Source organism: Phyllobacterium sp., from assembly GCF_037994425.1.
Lineage (GTDB): Bacteria > Pseudomonadota > Alphaproteobacteria > Rhizobiales > Rhizobiaceae > Phyllobacterium.
The window spans coordinates 1-18,856 of record NZ_JBBNAM010000421.1 but is presented as its reverse complement, the minus strand read 5'-3'; the positions used below and the strand labels follow the sequence as shown (position 1 = coordinate 18,856).

18 protein-coding genes and 1 pseudogene are annotated in these 18,856 nt (G+C 58.9%); 13 read left to right on the top strand and 6 right to left on the bottom strand.

Annotation, left to right across the window (positions count from 1 at the left end; translation table 11 throughout):
* Positions 1-66: 66 nt before the first annotated feature.
* The 4 genes from ffh to AAAB35_RS27925 all read left to right on the top strand — a co-directional run bounded on the left by ffh (position 67) and on the right by AAAB35_RS27925 (position 4,140).
* Positions 67-1,656 carry a signal recognition particle protein gene (ffh, locus tag AAAB35_RS27940; RefSeq protein WP_340671596.1) on the top strand — a complete coding sequence of 530 codons (1,590 nt, stop codon included), beginning with the start codon at positions 67-69 and terminating at the stop codon, positions 1,654-1,656.
* A gap of 2 nt (positions 1,657-1,658) precedes the next feature.
* Positions 1,659-1,964 (top strand): chorismate mutase, encoded by a 306-nt coding sequence (locus AAAB35_RS27935; RefSeq protein ID WP_340671593.1) that lies wholly within the window; start codon positions 1,659-1,661, stop codon positions 1,962-1,964.
* A gap of 23 nt (positions 1,965-1,987) precedes the next feature.
* Positions 1,988-2,407: a 30S ribosomal protein S16 gene (rpsP, locus tag AAAB35_RS27930; RefSeq protein ID WP_340671592.1), complete on the top strand. Its 420-nt coding sequence runs from the start codon at positions 1,988-1,990 to the stop codon at positions 2,405-2,407.
* 161 nt (positions 2,408-2,568) lie between these two features.
* On the top strand, positions 2,569-4,140 hold the full coding sequence (locus AAAB35_RS27925) for an alkaline phosphatase (RefSeq protein WP_340671595.1): 1,572 nt from the start codon (positions 2,569-2,571) through the stop codon (positions 4,138-4,140).
* An 11-nt stretch (positions 4,141-4,151) separates the two neighbouring features.
* On the opposite strand, the gene AAAB35_RS27920 is transcribed toward AAAB35_RS27925, so the two are convergent.
* Positions 4,152-4,763 carry a TetR/AcrR family transcriptional regulator gene (locus AAAB35_RS27920; RefSeq protein ID WP_340671591.1) on the bottom strand — a complete coding sequence of 204 codons (612 nt, stop codon included), beginning with the start codon at positions 4,761-4,763 and terminating at the stop codon, positions 4,152-4,154.
* A gap of 101 nt (positions 4,764-4,864) precedes the next feature.
* Between AAAB35_RS27920 and AAAB35_RS27915 the strand changes: the two genes are divergently transcribed.
* Positions 4,865-5,605, top strand: a complete 741-nt coding sequence (locus tag AAAB35_RS27915) for an SDR family oxidoreductase (protein ID WP_340671590.1) — start codon at positions 4,865-4,867, stop codon at positions 5,603-5,605.
* A 23-nt stretch (positions 5,606-5,628) separates the two neighbouring features.
* On the opposite strand, the gene AAAB35_RS27910 is transcribed toward AAAB35_RS27915, so the two are convergent.
* Positions 5,629-6,018 carry a DUF983 domain-containing protein gene (locus tag AAAB35_RS27910; RefSeq protein ID WP_340671589.1) on the bottom strand — a complete coding sequence of 130 codons (390 nt, stop codon included), beginning with the start codon at positions 6,016-6,018 and terminating at the stop codon, positions 5,629-5,631.
* 190 nt (positions 6,019-6,208) lie between these two features.
* Between AAAB35_RS27910 and AAAB35_RS27905 the strand changes: the two genes are divergently transcribed.
* Complete coding sequence (locus AAAB35_RS27905; RefSeq protein WP_340671588.1) at positions 6,209-7,588, top strand: PLP-dependent aminotransferase family protein; 1,380 nt, start codon at positions 6,209-6,211, stop codon at positions 7,586-7,588.
* 15 nt (positions 7,589-7,603) lie between these two features.
* Here the strand turns inward: AAAB35_RS27905 and AAAB35_RS27900 are convergent, their stop codons facing one another.
* Positions 7,604-8,173, bottom strand: a complete 570-nt coding sequence (locus AAAB35_RS27900; protein WP_340671587.1) for a methylated-DNA--[protein]-cysteine S-methyltransferase — start codon at positions 8,171-8,173, stop codon at positions 7,604-7,606.
* Positions 8,174-8,235: 62 nt separating this feature from the next.
* Positions 8,236-9,009: a DeoR/GlpR family DNA-binding transcription regulator gene (locus AAAB35_RS27895; protein WP_340671586.1), complete on the bottom strand. Its 774-nt coding sequence runs from the start codon at positions 9,007-9,009 to the stop codon at positions 8,236-8,238.
* 379 nt (positions 9,010-9,388) lie between these two features.
* On the opposite strand from AAAB35_RS27895, the gene AAAB35_RS27890 reads away from it, so the two are divergent.
* The 6 genes and pseudogenes from AAAB35_RS27890 (at position 9,389) to ppa (ending at position 17,728) form a co-directional block, all read left to right on the top strand.
* Entirely contained in the window at positions 9,389-10,306 is a 918-nt protein-coding gene (locus AAAB35_RS27890) for a phosphotransferase family protein (RefSeq protein ID WP_340671585.1), read from the top strand.
* Positions 10,303-12,744: an FAD-dependent oxidoreductase gene (locus AAAB35_RS27885; protein ID WP_340671584.1), complete on the top strand. Its 2,442-nt coding sequence runs from the start codon at positions 10,303-10,305 to the stop codon at positions 12,742-12,744. The genes AAAB35_RS27890 and AAAB35_RS27885 overlap by 4 nt, the downstream gene beginning before the upstream one ends.
* Positions 12,745-12,992: 248 nt before the next feature.
* Positions 12,993-14,327: pseudogene (mgtE, locus tag AAAB35_RS27880) on the top strand (magnesium transporter); the annotation flags it as partial.
* 237 nt (positions 14,328-14,564) lie between these two features.
* Positions 14,565-16,391 (top strand): translational GTPase TypA, encoded by a 1,827-nt coding sequence (typA, locus tag AAAB35_RS27875; protein ID WP_340671594.1) that lies wholly within the window; start codon positions 14,565-14,567, stop codon positions 16,389-16,391.
* 132 nt (positions 16,392-16,523) lie between these two features.
* Entirely contained in the window at positions 16,524-17,030 is a 507-nt protein-coding gene (locus AAAB35_RS27870; RefSeq protein ID WP_340671583.1) for a GNAT family N-acetyltransferase, read from the top strand.
* Between the two features lie 161 nt (positions 17,031-17,191).
* A complete protein-coding gene (gene ppa, locus AAAB35_RS27865; protein WP_340671582.1) occupies positions 17,192-17,728 on the top strand; it encodes an inorganic diphosphatase in 537 nt (178 codons plus the stop codon).
* Between the two features lie 5 nt (positions 17,729-17,733).
* Here the strand turns inward: ppa and AAAB35_RS27860 are convergent, their stop codons facing one another.
* A complete protein-coding gene (locus tag AAAB35_RS27860; protein WP_340671581.1) occupies positions 17,734-18,090 on the bottom strand; it encodes a DUF167 family protein in 357 nt (118 codons plus the stop codon).
* The gene (locus AAAB35_RS27855) at positions 18,060-18,350 is read right to left on the bottom strand and encodes a YggT family protein (RefSeq protein ID WP_027231036.1); all 291 of its coding nucleotides are present in this window, start codon (positions 18,348-18,350) and stop codon (positions 18,060-18,062) included. Before AAAB35_RS27855 ends, AAAB35_RS27860 begins: the two co-directional genes overlap by 31 nt.
* A gap of 258 nt (positions 18,351-18,608) precedes the next feature.
* Between AAAB35_RS27855 and AAAB35_RS27850 the strand changes: the two genes are divergently transcribed.
* Positions 18,609-18,856 (top strand): aquaporin (locus tag AAAB35_RS27850; RefSeq protein ID WP_340671580.1); only part of this gene is annotated, 248 nt, incomplete at its 3' end.

The following is an 18,856-nucleotide window of genomic DNA, read 5'->3' as shown; positions in this document are numbered from 1 at the left end:
GGCCAAGGCGCGGTTTGTGCCTACCTTTCGCGGAAACGGGTCCCTGAAAGGAAGAAGGAAAACTGGATGTTCGAGAGCTTACAGGAACGACTTGGTTCGATTTTGAATGGCCTGACCGGCCGCGGGGCGCTGTCGGAAGCCGACGTCGCGGCGGCTTTGCGCGAAGTGCGCCGGGCCCTGCTCGAAGCAGACGTTGCGCTCGATGTCGTCCGCTCCTTTACCGACAAGGTCCGGTCGAAGGCAGTCGGCGCCGAAGTTCTCAAGAGCATCAAACCCGGCCAGATGGTGGTCAAGATCGTCCATGACGAATTGGTCAGCATGCTCGGCGAGGAAGGTGTTTCCATCGACCTCAATGCGCCCGCACCAGTCGTCATCATGATGGTTGGCCTGCAGGGTTCGGGTAAGACCACAACCACCGGCAAAATCGGCAAGCGCCTGACGGAGCGGGCCCGCAAGAAGGTGCTTTTGGCATCGCTCGACACACGCCGTCCGGCAGCGCAGGAACAGCTGCGCCAGCTTGGCGTGCAAACCGGAGTCGATACGCTTCCGATCATCGCCGGCCAGTCGCCGGTCGAGATCGCTACGCGCGCCGTTCAGGCGGCCAAGCTCGGCGGTCACGATGTCGTGATCCTCGACACTGCCGGCCGCACCCATATCGACGAGCCCTTGATGGTCGAAATGGCCGACATCAAGAAAAGGGCAAACCCGCACGAGATTCTCCTCGTCGCCGATGCCCTGACCGGTCAGGACGCCGTCAATCTTGCCCGGTCTTTCGATGAACGCGTTGGCATCACCGGCCTCGTTCTGACCCGCATGGACGGTGATGGCCGCGGGGGTGCCGCGCTGTCGATGCGCGCCGTGACCGGCAAGCCGATCAAGCTGATCGCCACAGGCGAGAAGATGGACGCGCTCGAGGAATTCTATCCCCGCCGCATCGCGGACCGCATCCTCGGCATGGGCGATATTGTCTCGCTCGTCGAAAAGGCCGCCGAAAACATCGACGCGGAAAAAGCCGCGGCGATGGCCAAGAAGATGCAGTCCGGCAAATTCGATCTCAACGATCTGGCCGAACAGATCGGGCAGATGCAGAAGCTCGGCGGCATGGGCGGCATCATGGGCATGATGCCCGGCATGGGCAAGATGAAAGACCAGATGGCCGCTGCCGGCCTCGATGATTCCATCTTCAAGCGGCAACTCGCGATCATATCGTCGATGACCGCGACCGAGCGCAGCAATCCCGACATTCTCAAGCATTCCCGCAAGCAGCGCATTGCCAAGGGTTCCGGCACCAATGCCGCCGACATCAACAAGCTCCTGAAAATGCACCGCCAGATGGCGGACATGATGAAGGCGATGGGCGGCAAGGGCAAAGGCGGCATCATGAAACAGATGATGGGCGGCCTTGGCGCCAAGATGGGTCTCGGTGGCCTTGGGGGCATGGGCGGTATGCCAGATCTTTCCAAGATGGATCCGAAGCAGCTTGAGGCGCTGCAGAAACAAGCGGAAGCCGCTGGCTTCGGCAAGGGCGGCGGCTTGCCCGGCGGTCTCGGTGGTCTGCCGGGTGGACTTGGCGGCCTCGGTGGCATGGGTGGTGGGATGCCGCGCCTGCCTGGTCTTGGTGGCGGTCTTCCCGGCCTTCCGAAGAAGAAAGGATAATCATGTCCTCATCGTCCCTCCCGAAGGAACTCATCGAACTGCGCGCTTCCATCGACAACATCGATGCGGCACTCATCCACATGCTCGCCGAGCGGTTTCGCTGCACCAAGGAAGTGGGCCTGCTGAAGGCCCAGAATGGCCTCGCACCGGCTGATCCGGCGCGAGAAAAACTCCAGGTCGAACGTCTGCGCTTGCTTGCCCAGTCGTCCGGTCTTGACCCCGATTTTGCCGAGAAGTTCCTGAACTTCATCGTCAAGGAAGTGATCAGGCATCACGAAACAACGGCCGCCAAGGAAAACGGCGCCTAAATCAACCTTCAAGGAGAATATCAATGTCACTGAAAATCCGTCTTGCCCGTGCAGGGTCGAAGAAGCGTCCTTACTACCACGTCGTCGTTGCCGACGTCCGCGCGCCGCGCGACGGTCGCTTCATCGAAAACGTTGGGGCGTGGAATCCCATGCTCCCCAAGGACGGCGACCGCATCAAGCTCAACGCCGAGCGCATCGAGTACTGGATCGGCCACGGTGCACAGCCAACCGACCGCGTTCTCCGCTTCCTCGACCAGGCAGGCATTGCCAAGCGCGATGTCCGCAACAATCCGGAAAAGGCTGTCCCGGGTAAGAAGGCTCAGGAACGCGTTGCTCTGGCCAAGCAGGCCGAAGAAGATGCAAAGGCAAAGGCCGCTGCAGAAGCTGAAGCCGCCAAGGCTGCTGCCGAAGCTCCGGCCGAAGAAGCCGCTGCAAGCGAATAAGCTGCCGCTCACCGCGAGCGATATTGGAAACGGGTGGCTGATGCCGCCCGTTTTCGTTTATCGGCCGACGTGATATTTTCACGGGCCTGCAAAAAAACCGAAACATTCCCGGTGCACAAAGGGGCAGCCAGCCAACCTGCCAGCCAAGGGACAGTTTCATGATGAAGCGAATTTCGCACACGCGCCGCAACTTCCTCGTATCGACCGGGGCTTTTGCCCTGACCGCAGTTTCAGGATTGGCGCTTCCCGCCATATCGCGTGCCGCCTCGCGTCCCGTCTTCACCCATGGCATCCAGTCGGGCGACGTTGATTCCAGTGCGGGCATGATCTGGACGCGCGCCGATCGGCCCTCGCGGATCGGCATCGAAGTCTCCACGACGGAGAGCTTTGCGGACCCTGTCCGGTTGCCGCCCCTCAATGCGCTTCCGGAGAGCGATTTCGCCGTCAAGCAGTTGCTGACCGACCTCGCTTCGGACCAGGAGGTTTTTTACCGTCTCACTGCAGTCGACCTCAACGATCTCAACGCCGTATCCGTACCGATCATCGGCCGTTTTAAGACTGCTCCCATGTCGAAGCGCAATATCCGCTTTGCCTGGTCAGGCGACACGGTCGGGCAAGGCTGGGGTATCGACGAGACTGGGATGAAGACCTATTCGGCGATCGCCAAGCATCAGCCGGATTTTTTCCTGCATTCGGGCGATACAATCTATGCAGACGGGCCTCTCGTCGAGGAAGTGGACCTGAAGGACGGCACCAAATGGAAGAACCGCATCATCATCGATGAGAAGCGGAAAGTGGCCGAAACGCTTGAGGAATATCGTGGTCAATGGAAATACAATCTCCTCGATGATCATGTTCGGGAACTGAATGCTGTGTGCCCGACCTTTCTTCAATGGGACGATCACGAGGTGACCAACAACTGGTCCTCCTCGAAGAGTCTCATCGCCGACGATCGCTACAAGGAGAAATCGGTCGCGTTGCTGTCAGCCCGGGCCGCGCGTGCCTTCCACGAAATGACGCCGATCCGCTATACACCGGCAGAACCGGGCCGCGTCTATCGCAAGATCGCCTATGGGCCATTGCTCGACGTCTTTTTCCTCGACCTGCGTTCCTATCGTGGCCCGAACGGGCCGGACATGGAGGACACGGTCACCCCGGCGTCGGCAATCCTCGGCGAACGTCAGGTTCGTTGGCTAAAGCGCGAACTGCTCAACTCGAAAGCGACGTGGAAGGTCATCGCCTCAGACATGCCGCTCGGGGTGATCGTCTGGGACAATGCCAAGGAAAAGAGAGGCGCCGAGGCGGTCGCCAATGGCGACAATGGTCCAGCCAAAGGCCGAGAACTCGAGATCGCCGATCTGTTGCGCTTCATCAAGACGGCGGGCATCACAAACACAGTCTGGTTCACGGCGGACGTGCACTACACCGCGGCGCACTACTACAACCCGGACAAGGCGCAGTTCCAGGATTTCGCACCTTTCTGGGAATTCATCTCGGGCCCGATTCATGCAGGTACCTTCGGCCCGAACGACCTCGACCAGACCTTCTGCCCCGAGCTCAAATTCATCAAGGCGCCGACACCGGAGCAGGGACAGAACCTGCCGCCTTCAGCCGGCCTGCAGTTCTTCGGTCTCGTCGACATTGAGGGCGCCAGTCAGCAGATGACGGTCCGCCTGATGGATCGTGAGAATGTCGAGCTTTACAAGGTGACGCTCGACCCCGTCTTTGCATAATAGCTCCTGGGCTAATCTGCACGCGTTGTGAGTGTGTCCCAGGCCGCCATCGCGGCCTCGGCGGTGCGCATGAGCGCTTCGCACGATGCGCCATCGCGCGCGGTAATCGACATTCCGTGCTGAACCGTCGCGTAGAACTCCGCGACCTTCTGGCAATCGACGGTTGCGGGGAGTTCTCCGTCGTTTTTTGCGCGCTCCAGGCGGTGGCGCAGCTTGATCACGTTATCGAGGCGTTGATCCCGTAGCAAAGCGCAAGCAGACTCGGATCCCTTCTCGCCGTGGAGAGCGCCAAGCACGATGAGGCAGCCATGTGGCTGGTCGGCGCGCGTATAGGCGAGCGCTGTCTCCTTCAGAAAATTGGCAAAGCCTTGACGCGCCGTCGCGGCCTCCGGCAAGGCATCCCAAATCTGCAAACCCACATTGTTTCGGTAAACATCAACCGCCTGCTTGAACAATTCCGCTTTGCTGCCGAAAGCTGCGTAGAGGCTCGGCGCATTGATCCCCATCGCCTCGGTGAGATCTGTCATGGAGGCGCCCTCATATCCTCGTTCCCAAAAAACTTCCATGGCACGCGTCAACGCTCCATCCCTATTGAACGACCTCGGACGACCTCTTGGCGACATGCTCCCACCTTTCTGTAATGAGCGATATATAAATCGCTTGACGGTTCGGCGCAAGCAACCTAAGCATTTATGTATCGTTCATTACATAAAAGGAATCGAGTATGGCACGTCTTGAAAATAAGGTTGCCTTCATCACTGGTGGAAGTCGCGGAATTGGCGCGGCCATTGCACTGAAGCTCGCCGAAGATGGTGCGGATATCGCCCTGACCTATACCAGCGCGGCGGGTAGAGCAGAAGAAATCGCCCGATCAATCGAGCAATTGGGCCGCAAGGCGATCGCCATTCGAGCGGACAATCTCGATGCTGCTGCGGTTGAGGCCGCCGTCAACGAAGCCCATGCAAGATTTGGCAGGTTGGATATACTGGTGAACAGCGCAGGCGTGTTTTCGGTGGACCAGATCGAAACGGCCACCCTCGACGAGTTTGACCGGGTCATGTCCATTCATGTTCGTGCGAGCTTCGTAGCCTCGAAAGCAGCGGCTGCACTGATGGGTGCGGGCGGGCGCATCATCTCGATTGGAAGCAATCTCGGCGAACGTGTCCCCTTCACGGGGCTTAGCATCTATGCCACCAGCAAGGCAGCGCTGACTGGCTTGACGAAGGCGCTGGCACGCGACCTTGGACCGAAGGAAATTACCGTCAATATCGTCCAGCCGGGTTCGACCGATACCGACATGAACCCCGCTGACGGCGACCACGCGGATGCCCAGCGTGCGTTGATGGCCATTCCGCGATTCGGCAAGGCAAAGGATATCGCCGGCGTCGTCGCTTTTCTGTCCGGCGAAGAAGGCCGGTTCATAACCGGAGCGTCCCTCACCGTAGATGGCGGCACCAACATCTGATCTGCGCGAAATGGGGAGGCCGCTCAGAGGTCTCCCTTGCGCACCAGTCGGCCTTCTTCTGCCTTATGAAAATACTGCGAGCAGACAAGCCAGCCCTTCAACGGCCGCAGCAGGATCAGGCTGCCGACCAGTGTCAACGGCAACGTCGTAACGACATGCAGCCAGATCGATACTTCGTAGGTCGTCTGCAGCCACAGCGCAAAGAGCATTGCCGGTACAGCCACGATCGTCATGGCAAAGAAGGCAGGTCCGTCGGCAGGATCGGCAAAGGAATAGTCCAGTCCACATACTTCGCAGGAGGGAGCAAGTTTGAGAAAACCGTTGAACAGATGACCCTGTTGGCATTGCGGGCAACGCCCGAGAATGCCTGTCTTCATCGGATTTTCCGTCGGGTGGAAATGAGCGTCTGACATTTGCATCGCCTTTCGCGGCTCGCCAAGCGTATGGATCACCATCCCATACAATAATTCGTCACATGGCGCCAATATACGCCTATTTCACATATTTTAAAGAGAAATGCGGATCCCAGCGACAAAATGACTTGATAGCGTTTTCGTTGAGGTATAATTGTATGGGTCGCATAACCATACAATGAGTGCTGTCTTGAACATTTGGAAGCCACGCATAGCCGCTGATGCCCGCTACAAGCATCAAGGTATTGCCGACGCACTACAGGCCGATATCGCCGCCGGACTGATCAAGCCCGGCGACGCGCTGCCGCCACAGCGCGATATTGCGCGTGAATTGGGCGTTGACCTTACCACGGTGACACGCGCGCTGAACGAGGTGCGTCAGACGGGTCTTATCGAGGCACGCACCGGTTCGGGCACCTTCGTAAAGGCGGCGCAGGCCGTTTCGCCGCCGACCACCGCAATGCGCGCGAGCGAACTCGATCTAAGCATGAACATACCCCCGCAGCCGGCCGATCTTCCTGCGCGCATAGCCAATGGCATCGCCGCCCTTCTTGGCGGCGGGCAGAGCTCCTTCCTGTCTTATCAGGAAACAGCAGGAACCGAGGCTTCCCGGGCTGCGGGCGCTTCCTGGCTCATTCCGCGTTTCGGCAAGGCACCCGAGACGGACCGCATTATCGTCGCAGGTGGGGCTCAAAGCGCCCTTTTTGCGGTTTGCAATCTCCTTGGTGCCGGCGCGATCATCGCCGCGGGCGCGGCAACCTATCCTGGGCTGAAATCAGTGGCGGCTGCGCTTGACCTGAAACTGCATCCGCTAGCCATGGATGAGTGCGGCATTACTCCAGATGCCTTCGAGGAATGCTGCCGGATCGATCGGCCCAACGCACTCTACGTCATTCCGTCGATTGATAACCCGACGACAGCAACGATGCCATTTGAGCGGCGGCGCGCGATCGCTGCGATCGCGGATCGTCATCATGTCCAGGTCATCGAAGATGATCCCTATGCCGAACTCCTCGAACAGCCCCTTCCCGCGCTGGCGACGCTCGTTCCTGACCTTACGTGGCACATCGCCACCTTGTCGAAATGTGCTACACCAGCGCTGCGTATTGCCTTTGTTGCTTGTCCCTCTTCACTCGATGCATTGAAACTCGCATCAAGCCTGCGCGCCAGCAATCCAGGCGCATCTCCGCTCCTCGCCGCGCTGGCGACGGACTTTATCGAGTCGGGAACCCTACGCCGGATCGCGCTTGCCATCAGGACGGAAAGCCGGGAGCGTCAGAGCTTTGCGGCCAAAATCCTCAAGGACTGGGCCTATAGGGCAGAACCGGCCGGACATCATCTCTGGCTATCACTGCCTCAGCAATGGCACGCCGGAGAGTTTTCCGCGCTTGCGGTTCGCTCTGGAATCGGCATCGTGCCGGCATCGGCGTTCAGTATCGGTCCATCAAGCGTGGAGGCCGTTCGCCTATCCCTCGGTGCCCTTGCCGATAGGACACGGGTGGAGCAGGGCCTCATTCTGCTCGATCGACTTTTGCGTGAGCCGAAGTTCAGCCCCGGCCTGATTGTATAGCGAGAGCGGCGACCTTCAGAACAGGCTTCCCTGGGCACTAATAGGATGAAAGATCGGGCGACTTGCCGCCCCTGCGAAGATCCGGTGTTCCAGATCAATGAGGAAGCGCTTACGGCGCTGACCGCCGCCATATCCGGTCAGCGACCCATCGGCGCCGATGATCCTGTGGCATGGGACGACGATGGCGACACGGTTCTGACCGTTCGCGGCCCCCACGGCCCGGCTGGCATTCGGTCTCCCGATGGAGCGGGCCATCTCCCCGTACGAGTGGGTCTGGCCATAGGGAATTTCGCGCAATTTTGCCCACACTTCATTTTGGAACGCGTTACCTGGAAGGACGAGCGGCGTCTCGAACAGGGTCAGTTCGCCGGCGAAATAAGCCGCAAGCTCGGCCTCGATCTGATTTAGGACGGCATTTCGTCCGGGCTCTATCGTATAGCCGTAGCGCCGCTCCAACTCCTCCATTTCCGAAGCAACGGCCGGGCGATCAGCGAATTCAAGGAGAGAGAGCCCCTCGCTACTTGCCATGGCGATCATGGGGCCGATAGGCGTTTCCACCGTTCTGCGGAGTAAAATCTTGATCACGTCCGATCTCCTGATTCGGGCACAATCGTAGCATCCTGACCGGGCCAACCAATCCGATTCCGTCAGGCGTATTGCGCAGTCGCCGCGACGGTCACGGTCGTCCCTGCTGCGTGGAGCGCCTGCACAATATTATCGGGCGGATCGCGATCGGTCACAAGTTCGTCGATGCTCGTAAAATCGCACACCTGAACGAGGCCGCGTCGTCCGAACTTTGACGCATCCGTTATCGCGATCGTGCGTGCTCCGCGGGAAAGCACGGTACGGGCAAACTCTGCTTCTTCCAGGTCGTAGTCCGTTATTCCTCCAGGCGCGTCCAGCGCGCCGACCGAAATCACCGCATGGGCAACGCTGAAACGGCTGACGAACTCGATCGCCGAGACGCCAAATGCGGCACCGCTGTCGCTGCGCAGTTCCCCGCCGGCCATGAACACCTTGTTGCCGTTGACAGTGGCAAGCGTCCGCGCGATGTCAGAGGAATTCGTCACGACGGTCAGGTTACGGTGCTGCAGCAGTTCGCGGGCGAGAAAACTTGTCGTCGTCCCCGTGTCGAGCATGACCGATTCACCATTGCGGATCGTGGCAGCGACCCACTGGGCGATCACCCTCTTGGCGCTTGCATTCTCGCGCATCCTCAGTTCGAAGGGCGCCTCGCCAATGTGCTGCGGCAGCCCAATCGCCCCATGGATGCGGGCGACCATGCCCGCGTCGGTCATGGGCTTGACGTCGCGCCTGATGGTTTCCAGCGATACTCCAAGCTTCAGAGCCAGATCCGAAATCGAGATCGTGCCTTCCTCTTGCAATAAACGCCGAATCTCGCCACGTCGCTTGGAGCTCACATCAAAACCTCAAAATAGAGTAAACATACTACACCATTGCCACATATTTTACGCATATCAGGCAATAAAACCACAAATTACCACACAAATATGTTGACAGACCCGTCGACTTGGCAGACCATAACGCTACTGGGGTAAATGGTAGTGCGTGGTTCGACTGGCTCACCATGGTGGAGCCCGTCCTTGCAGGTACCCAAGATGCCGATGCGAGGATGCTGAGTGAAAGTGTTTGCCATAGACGAATTGCCTGTTCACGGAGAGTCCACAACCTTCAGCGGACAGGGGGCCTTCTTTATGGTGAGTCAGTCCAACCGCCCACTTATCCAAGCCTATCCTTTAACGTGTTCGAGCCCGGGCCAGACAGGGTAGTATATCGCCAATGGCTCCCACACCCGATGTGCACCTTGGTGAGCCTATAGCGCGACGCATCGCGGCGCTGCCGATCTGGCAAGGCGACATAACAATTGCCCTTTTGAAGGGTGGCATCAGCAATGAAAGCTACGTCGTGGAAGATGGGTGCCGCAAATATGTGGTTCGCTTCGGCAAGGACTACCCCTTTCACCATGTATTCCGCGACCGCGAGGCAATGACGGCGCGAGCCGCGCATCACGCCGGGTTTGCGCCCGAGGTCTTCCACGCGGGCGATGGCGTCATGGTGACGGCATTCCTCGGCGCGAGAACGTATGAAGCTGCCGACATTCGCGCAAATATTCCGCGTATTGCAGATCTGATCCGGGGGTTCCACGCGCGGATGCCGGAACACATTCTCGGGCCCGGTTTCATGTTCTGGGTATTCCATGTCATTCGCGACTACGCCCGAACCCTCGCGGCCGGCAAGAGTCGCATGGTCCGGCACCTTGCCGGCTACCTCGCAATTGCCGACGAAATGGAGGCGGCGCAGAAGCCGCTGCCGATTATCTTCAGCCACAACGACCTTCTTCCCGCAAATATCCTCGATGACGGAGAAAGGCTGTGGCTTATCGATTTCGAGTACGCCGGCTTCTCGACGGCGATGTTCGACCTTGCCGGACTTGCCTCCAATGCCGGGTTCGATCCAAACGAGTCCGAGGCGCTCCTCGAAGCCTATTTCCGGACTACGCCGGATATGACGCTGACCCGTGCGCACGCGGCCATGCAATGCGCCTCGTTGCTGCGTGAGGCCATGTGGAGCATGGTCTCAGAACTTTATTTGAATGCACCGGGTGTCGACTATCTCGCCTACACGACCGAGAATCTGCAACGGCTGGACGAAGCGCTGGACCACTACAGAACGAAATACGGGAAGACCATGTCATGACCATGCCAACCCACGCAGAGATCGTCGTCATCGGCGGCGGTATCATCGGCTGCTCGACGGCATACCATCTTGCCAGAGACCACAAGGCCAACGTGGTGCTGCTCGAGATGGGCCAGCTGACGTCCGGGTCCACATGGCACGCAGCCGGTCTCGTCGGGCAGTTGCGTTCGTCGGCCTCGATTACGCGCGTCCTGAAATACTCCGTCGATCTCTATAAACGGCTCGACGCGGAAACCGGCCTCGCCACCGGCTGGAAGATGACGGGCTGTCTGCGCCTCGCCACCAATGAGGATCGCTGGACCGAGTTTCGCCGGTTGGCGACCACGGCGAGAAGCTTTGGTATGGAGATGCATCTCCTTTCGCCGCAGGAGGTCAGATCCAGGTTTCCACTCATGGAGGTCGATGATCTCGTTGGCGCAAGCTGGTTACCGACCGATGGTCAGGCGAGCCCATCAGATATCACTCAATCGCTGGCGCGCGGCGCACGCATGCATGGCGCCAAGCTCATCGAGAATATCCGGGTCACCGGCTTCGAGATGGAGGGTGATCGCATCGTCAGGGTGAGAACCGACAAGGGGGAAATCACTTGCGAGAAAGTCGTCAACTGTGCTGGCCAATGGGCGAGACAGGTTGGCGAGTTGGCTGGCATCAACGTGCCGCTGCAACCGGTAAAGCACCAGTACATCATCACCGACAAGATCGATGGCCTGGCGGCCAATGCGCCGACAATCCGCGACCCCGATCGCCGGACCTATTTCAAGGAGGAGGTCGGCGGGCTGGTGATGGGTGGCTACGAACCAGACCCCCAACCCTGGACGACCGGCGACGTGCCGAATGACTGGCAATTCCGGCTGTTCGACGATGATTTCGATCATTTCGAGCAGCACATGCTGCAGGCGATCGAGCGCATTCCCGCGATCGCAGCGGTTGGCGTCAAGCAGATGATCAACGGACCCGAGAGCTTTACCCCCGATGGCAATTTCATCCTCGGCATTGCGCCGGAATGCACCAACATGTTTGTCGGAGCCGGATTCAACGCGTTCGGCATCGCGTCGGGCGGCGGTGCGGGCTGGGTCCTGGCGCAATGGGTCGTAGACGGCGAAGCGCCTCTCGATCTGTGGACGGTCGACATCCGCCGCTTCTCCAATCTGCACCGCGACCGGCAGTGGGTTCTCGACCGAACGCTCGAAGCCTATGGCAAGCATTACACCGTCGGTTTTCCGCATGAGGAACATACGTCCGCCCGCCCGGCTATCGTCTCGCCGCTCTACGAGCGTCTCAAGCAGTGTGGCGCGGTCTTCGGCTCGAAGCTGGGTTGGGAACGACCGAACTGGTTTGCCCCGGAAGGCGTGAAGGCCGAAGATGTCTACTCGATGGGCCGCCAGAACTGGTTCGATGCCGTCGGCGACGAGCATCGGCGTGTACGCGAGAAAGTCGGCATCTTCGACCAATCTTCCTTTGCCAAGTTCGAACTAACCGGCAAGGATGCAGGCAAGGCGCTCGACTATATCTGCGCCAACGACGTCTCGAAGCCGGCTGGTCGCTTGACGTATACGCAGATGCTCAACACGCGCGGCGGCATCGAGTGCGACCTTACGGTGGCGCGACTTGCCGAGGACCAGTTCTATATCGTCACCGGTACCGGCTTTCGGACGCATGATTTCGCCTGGATCAAAGACCATATCGGCGGCAAATTCGATGCAACGCTTGCCGATATCACGGAAAGATTCGGAACGCTTTCACTCATGGGGCCGAAAGCGCGTGACGTGCTGGCGAAGGTAACGAATTCCGACGTTGGGAATGTGGCCTTCCCGTTCGGCCATGTGCGCGAGATTGAGATCGCCGGCACGCTCGTCCGGGCATTGCGTGTCACTTATGTGGGTGAACTCGGATGGGAACTGCACGTTCCCATTGCCGCGACGGGCGGCGTGTTCGACGCGCTCATGCAGGCGGGCGAACCTTTTGCGATACGGCCCGTGGGCTACCGCGCCCTGGAATCGCTGCGGCTCGAAAAGGGCTACCGCGCCTGGGGAAGTGATATCACCCCCAATGACTCGCCTTTCGAAGCCGGACTCGGCTGGGCGGTGAAGCTTAAAGGCCAGACCGATTTTCTCGGCAGGAAAGCGGCCGAGGTAACGAACAATGGCCAGCTTAAGAAGCGGCTCGCGGGGATCACGGTATTCGACAAGGACGTCGTCCTCTTGGGACGCGAGACGATCCTGCGTAATGGCGAACCTGTGGGGTACCTTACCAGTGGCGGCTATGGGTATACCGTCGATAGCCCCATCGGCTTTGGCTATATCCGCAATACCGAAGGCGTTGACGATGCATTCCTGGCAGAGGGCGAGTACGAACTCGTCGTCGCCAATCAGCGCTTTGCCGCAAAACTTCATCTTGCGCCGCTTTATGACCCGGCAAACGTCCGCATAAGGGCTTGAGTGGACGCACGAAGTTGTGTTTCGCGGCGTAAATTGCCGGGGTTGACTTTAGTATGGACAGGACCAAATGACAGCGCGCTGGCTCCTCCATTGCGGGGCGGCGCATCTTTCAACCGGAGTTTATCTCTAATGCCCAACGACGACAGTCAAAGTCGATTGTTTGCGCCGTCATCGGCGATCTTGGCCTGATTGAGAGATCAGCTTGCCTCGATCCCCTGTGACGGCGGATCGACAGAAAGGCGAGCAAAATGAACGACCTTCGCTTTACCCAAGGTTTGGTTGGTGCCGGAGCGGCACCCGCCATGACCATCGCGGAACAGCTTGCAACCATGCAGGCTGCCGATGCCGTCGAGCTTCTCAATGAACTCGACCTAACCGATGCCATCAGCATCGTTTCTGAAATGCCGATCGACCACGCCGTACTGATCCTTGACCAGCCGGAACTGCATTCGGCCGCCGCTATCATCGCGAAGCTTCCCGGTACCATTGCATGCGAGTTGCTCGACGCCATGTCGGCAGACCGAGTCACTGACATCTTCCATGAGCTCGATGGCGAGGCTCGCGACCGGTTGTTTCCCGGTCTCGGTCGCGACACCCAGCTGGCCCTGCGCAAACTGCTGCGCTACCCGCCCCATACGGCAGGTAGCTTGATGACTACCGAGTTCGTCAGCGTTCCAGCCAACTGGACCGTTGCGCGCACGCTGCAATACATCCGAGAGGTGGAGCGCTCTCGCGAGACGGTCTATGCCATCTATGCCATTGAACCTGAAACCCGGGGTCTGCTGCGTGCAGTTGCCCTGCGCCGGCTGATTGCCAGCGAGCCCGAAGCATCAATCATGACAGTGGGCCGCGATGTTGCTCCGGTAACCGTGGGTCCCTTTACCGACCAGGAAGACGTTGCACGCCTGTTTCGCAAGCACGACCTCCTCGCCGTGCCGGTGGTCAATGACGGCAACCAGATCATCGGCATCGTTACCGTCGATGATGTGATCGACGCCATGACGCAGGAGATGACCGAGGATACGCTGAAATTCGGTGGCATGGAGGCTTTGAACAAACCCTACATGCAGATCAGCTTCCTGCAGATGATCCGCAAGCGCGCTGGTTGGCTGGGGGTCCTTTTCCTCAGCGAAATGCTGACGGCAAGCGCGATGCAACATTTCGAGGGCGAACTTGAGAAGGCCGTCGTGCTGACGCTGTTCATCCCGCTGATCATGAGCTCCGGCGGTAATTCCGGATCGCAGGCAACATCGCTGTTGATCCGCGCCCTCGCTCTTCAAGAGCTGCGGCTCAAGGACTGGTGGCGAGTCGCGCTGCGCGAGCTGCCGACCGGCATCGTGCTCGGCAGCTTCCTCGGGCTGATCGGTGTCATTCGCATCACAAGCTGGCAGATGCTCGGACTATACGACTACGGTGAACATTGGCATCTGGTTGCCGCAACTGTCGGGACGGCTCTGATTGGCATCGTGACCTTTGGATCGCTGGCGGGGTCGATGCTGCCGTTCATCCTGCAGAAGATCGGCTTTGATCCGGCGAGCGCCTCTGCGCCCTTCGTTGCAACGCTCGTCGACGTCACAGGTCTTGTCATTCTACTTCAGCATCGCCCTTACGATCCTGTCGGGGACGCTGCTCTGAAATTACGTGCGGCGGGTGGACTACCGTCCGCGGCACGTGGCCATGCGGAGCAGCGCATTTGCATGGCTGCAATGCTGGGCCGAAATGCTTTGCCCCTTTCGCAAATGCGAAAAAACATGTATGGAGCGCGCAAATGTAAAGCGGCGCATCATATGTGGCGTCCCCAATCTTCCAAAGAGAACCTTATGAAACTGCGCAACATCGCGATCATCGCACACGTTGACCATGGCAAGACCACGCTTGTCGACGAGCTTCTGAAACAGTCCGGCAATTTCCGCGACAACCAGCGCGTTGCCGAGCGCATGATGGATTCAAACGACATCGAAAAGGAACGCGGGATCACCATTCTCGCCAAGGCTACTTCGGTCGTCTGGAAGGACACGCGCATCAACATCGTCGATACGCCTGGTCACGCCGATTTCGGCGGCGAGGTCGAACGCATTCTGAGCATGGTCGATGGCGCCATCGTCCTCGTTGACGCAGCCGAAGGCCCGATGCCGCAGACGAAGTTCGTCGTCGGCAAGGCCCTGAAGGTTGGACTTCGCCCCATCGTTGCGATCAACAAGATCGACCGCCCGGACGCCCGCCACGAGGAAGTTGTCAACGAGGTCTTTGATCTCTTCGCCGCTCTCGATGCCACCGACGAACAGCTCGACTTTCCGATCCTCTACGGTTCCGGCCGGAGTGGCTGGATGGCCAAGAACCCGGAAGGTCCGCAGGATCAGGGCCTGGCGCCGCTGTTCGATCTCGTGCACGAACACGTTCCGGAGCCGACCGTCGGCGAAGGGCCGTTCCGCATGATCGGTACGATCCTCGAAGCCGATCCGTTCCTGGGTCGCATCATCACCGGCCGCATTCACTCTGGTACGGTAAAGTCGAACCAGCAGGTCAAGGTTCTGCATGGCGACGGCGCTCAGCTTGAGACCGGCCGCATATCCAAGATCTTGGCTTTCCGTGGCCTCGAGCGGCAGTCGATCGATGAAGCGCATGCAGGCGACATCGTTGCAATCGCCGGGTTGCAGAAGGGCACCGTCGCCGACACGTTCTGCGCGCCGGAAGTGACCGAACCATTGCAGGCGCAGCCCATCGATCCCCCGACCGTTACCATGTCGTTCATCGTCAATGACTCGCCGCTTGCCGGCACTGAAGGTGACAAGGTCACGAGCCGCGTCATTCGCGATCGCCTCCTCAAGGAGGCCGAAGGCAATGTTGCGCTGAAAATCGAAGAATCGAGCGACAAGGATTCGTTCTACGTTTCTGGCCGCGGCGAGTTGCAGCTCGCGGTTCTAATCGAGAACATGCGCCGTGAGGGCTTCGAACTTGGCGTATCGCGTCCGCGCGTCGTCATGCAGAAGGACGAAAGCGGCAACATGCTCGAGCCTATCGAAGAAGTTCTGATCGACGTCGACGAAGAATATTCCGGTACGGTTGTGCAGAAAATGTCTGAGCGGAAGGCCGAGATGGTCGAACTCCGTCCATCCGGCGGCAATCGCGTGCGCCTCGTCTTCCACGCCCCGACGCGCGGGCTTATCGGCTACCAGTCCGAGCTTCTGACTGATACACGCGGCACCGCGATCATGAACCGCCTGTTCCGCGCCTACGAACCTTTCAAGGGTGAAATTGCCGGCCGCAACAACGGTGTCCTGATCTCGAACGATCAGGGTGAGTCGGTGGCCTTCGCCATGTGGAACCTCGAAGATCGCGGCCCGATGATTATCGATGCTGGCGTCAAGGTCTATGCCGGCATGATCATCGGCATTCACTCGCGTGACAACGACCTTGAAGTAAACGTGCTCAAGGGCAAGAAGCTCACCAACATCCGAGCCGCCGGCAAGGATGAGGCCGTCAAGTTGACGCCGCCGATCCGTATGACGCTGGAGCGGGCGCTGTCGTGGATTCAGGATGACGAACTCGTCGAAGTGACGCCGAAATCCATTCGCCTGCGCAAGCTCTATCTTGATTCGAACGAGCGCAAGCGTTTCGAGAAAAGCAAGACGGCCGGGGCTGCATAAGCCAGCTTCAAGCTTATCGTGCGATGCAAGGGCGGCGGTTTTCGCCGCCTTTTGTTTTTCGTGAACACCACGAAAATTCCACTGCGATGCCAGTTGCCGAATGTCGGCCCGCGGGTCTATGGTTAAGAAACCATGAACACCCATGTGATCGAAATAAGACGGGCTGAATTGCACGACGCCGAGGCGATTTCGGACATTCACGTTGCCGCCTGGAGAGGTGCCTATACCGGCATCATTCCGCACCGTGCGCTCAACATAATGCTTCAGCGCCGCGGATCGGCCTGGTGGGCGCGCGCCATTCAGCGATCGACCCAAATTCTCGTTGCCGACATTGGCGGCGTCGTCGCTGGCTACGCTACGCTTGGGCCGAACCGCGCCCGTCAATTGCCGCAAAAGGGTGAGGTCTACGAGCTTTATATCCGGCCCGAATATCAAGGCTTTGGTCTCGGCACGCGGCTCCTTGGTGCAGCCAAGCGTAGCCTGGTCGATCAGGGGCTCAAGGGACTGGTCGTGTGGGCGCTTGAAGACAACGACCTTGCCGTTTCGTTCTACGAAGGCGCCGGCGGCCGCGATGTCGCCGAAGGCGTCGAATGTTTCGAGGGCAAGACGCTGAAGAAGCTTGCCTTCGTGTGGAATTGACGGCTGCCGCAATGCCAGCCGTACGAACTGAAGTCGCCCATCATCATTTCCGCCTGCGAGCCCGGCCTCTGGTGCGCCGGGCCCGGCGCAGGCGATGCTTTTGTTGCGCCGGCTCCTAAAAGTCAGTACAGCACTCCCAAACCAACAAGGACTCTGAAAACATGCGCATCGATGCCATTCCTGTCGGCAACAATCCCCCCGAAGACGTCAACGTGATCATCGAGGTTCCGGTCGGCGGTCAACCGATCAAATACGAACTCGATAAGGATTCCGGTGCCCTGTTCGTCGATCGCTTTCTGCACACGCCGATGACCTATCCGGGCAATTACGGTTTCGTCCCCCATACGCTGTCGGACGATGGGGACCCCATCGACGTTCTGATCTGCAATACCCGCGCTCTGATGCCGACGAGCGTTATCAACGTTCGTCCTATTGGTGTTCTGGTCATGGAGGACAACAAGGGTCAGGATGAGAAGATCATTGCCGTTCCCTCGCCGCACCTCACCCTTCGCTACGAAAAGGTCCACAATTATACGGACCTGCCGGATATCACCCTGAAGCAGATCCAGCACTTCTTCGAACACTACAAGGATTTGGAGCCGGGCAAGTGGGTCAAGATCGGCGATTGGGGCGATGAAGACGCAGCCCGCCAGCTGATCACTGAGGCCATGGAGCGCCACAAGGCCAAGACCGCCTGACCAAATCAGACCTCGGGCGATCCAAAGCCTTCGAGCTTAGTTGCCAATGCCTGCGGATCGCCCGAGATTTTTACCTGCTTGAGCCGGGACGTAGTTTCCGACGCGACCGCCACATCGCGCGGAGCTACGTCAAGTTCCTTCGCGAGCAGCTTTTCCAGCGCCGCATTGGCCTTGCTATTCTCGGGTACTGCCCGTACGCGCACTTTCAGATGAGCCCGGCCGTCTGATGCGACCTCTACACCCTCGACGGCATCTCGTGCAGATTTCGGCGTCAACCGGACAAAAACCGCTACGCCGTCCCGCTCCTTGCGGAAACACTTTGGCTGATCGCTCAAACGAGGAGCGGTGCGATTGTTGTCCATAGCAGTTGGCGGATGAAGAAAATGATCAGCAGCAGGACGATCGGAGAAATGTCTATACCGCCGAGATCCGGCAGGAAGCGCCGGATTGGGCGCAGCGCAGGTTCGGTGACTCGGAAAAGAAAGTCGCCCACAGACGCGACGAACCGGTTACTCGAGTTAATGACGTTGAAGGCGTAAAGCCACGAGAAAATAGCGCTGGCGATAATAATCCAGGTATAGATATCGAGAGCCAGATCGATGGTGCGGATGAGGGCAAGCATTCGTTTCTCCTAACAGTCACGCCGACATGTAGCGATTGACCTGCTTGCGGGCAAGAGGCGGTCGCGGCCACCGATCACGATTGCCGTAAATTCATGATACCAACGTAGTATATGTTTGCTCGATGCCAATATTCTTGTGCTTGCTTTCGTGCAAAACCCGCCTGATCTGTCGTCGATATTGTCGATTTACAAAAATATGAATAACTTTACCGATGCGATTCGGGCTATTTGCGATCGCATTTCATCTAGGGGGCTTTCATGTTGAACAAACTGTCGGCTGAATTCTTCGGTACATTCTGGCTTGTCCTCGGCGACTGCGGCAGCGCGGTTATCACGGCGGCGTTTCCAGATGTCGGTATTAGTTTGCTTGGTGTTGCCCTTGCTTTTGGTCTTACGGTTCTTACCATGGCCTTTGCCGTCGGACATATATCCGGCGGACACTTCAATCCAGCTGTCTCGCTTGGTCTTGCCATGGCCGGACGGTTCGAGTTCAAGGATCTGATTCC

Bases quoted from the DNA above. Each gene is read 5' to 3' on its own strand.
- ppa (WP_340671582.1), top strand. From the start codon at position 17,192: ATGCGCATCGATGCCATTCCTGTCGGCAACAATCCCCCCGAAGACGTC.
- AAAB35_RS27855 (WP_027231036.1), bottom strand. From the start codon at position 18,350: ATGCTTGCCCTCATCCGCACCATCGATCTGGCTCTCGATATCTATACC.
- AAAB35_RS27925 (WP_340671595.1), top strand. From the start codon at position 2,569: ATGAAGCGAATTTCGCACACGCGCCGCAACTTCCTCGTATCGACCGGG.
- AAAB35_RS27915 (WP_340671590.1), top strand. From the start codon at position 4,865: ATGGCACGTCTTGAAAATAAGGTTGCCTTCATCACTGGTGGAAGTCGC.
- AAAB35_RS27885 (WP_340671584.1), top strand. From the start codon at position 10,303: ATGACCATGCCAACCCACGCAGAGATCGTCGTCATCGGCGGCGGTATC.
- AAAB35_RS27890 (WP_340671585.1), top strand. From the start codon at position 9,389: ATGGCTCCCACACCCGATGTGCACCTTGGTGAGCCTATAGCGCGACGC.
- ffh (WP_340671596.1), top strand. From the start codon at position 67: ATGTTCGAGAGCTTACAGGAACGACTTGGTTCGATTTTGAATGGCCTG.
- AAAB35_RS27920 (WP_340671591.1), bottom strand. From the start codon at position 4,763: ATGTCGCCAAGAGGTCGTCCGAGGTCGTTCAATAGGGATGGAGCGTTG.
- typA (WP_340671594.1), top strand. From the start codon at position 14,565: ATGAAACTGCGCAACATCGCGATCATCGCACACGTTGACCATGGCAAG.
- AAAB35_RS27870 (WP_340671583.1), top strand. From the start codon at position 16,524: ATGAACACCCATGTGATCGAAATAAGACGGGCTGAATTGCACGACGCC.
- AAAB35_RS27910 (WP_340671589.1), bottom strand. From the start codon at position 6,018: ATGTCAGACGCTCATTTCCACCCGACGGAAAATCCGATGAAGACAGGC.
- rpsP (WP_340671592.1), top strand. From the start codon at position 1,988: ATGTCACTGAAAATCCGTCTTGCCCGTGCAGGGTCGAAGAAGCGTCCT.
- AAAB35_RS27935 (WP_340671593.1), top strand. From the start codon at position 1,659: ATGTCCTCATCGTCCCTCCCGAAGGAACTCATCGAACTGCGCGCTTCC.
- AAAB35_RS27860 (WP_340671581.1), bottom strand. From the start codon at position 18,090: ATGGACAACAATCGCACCGCTCCTCGTTTGAGCGATCAGCCAAAGTGT.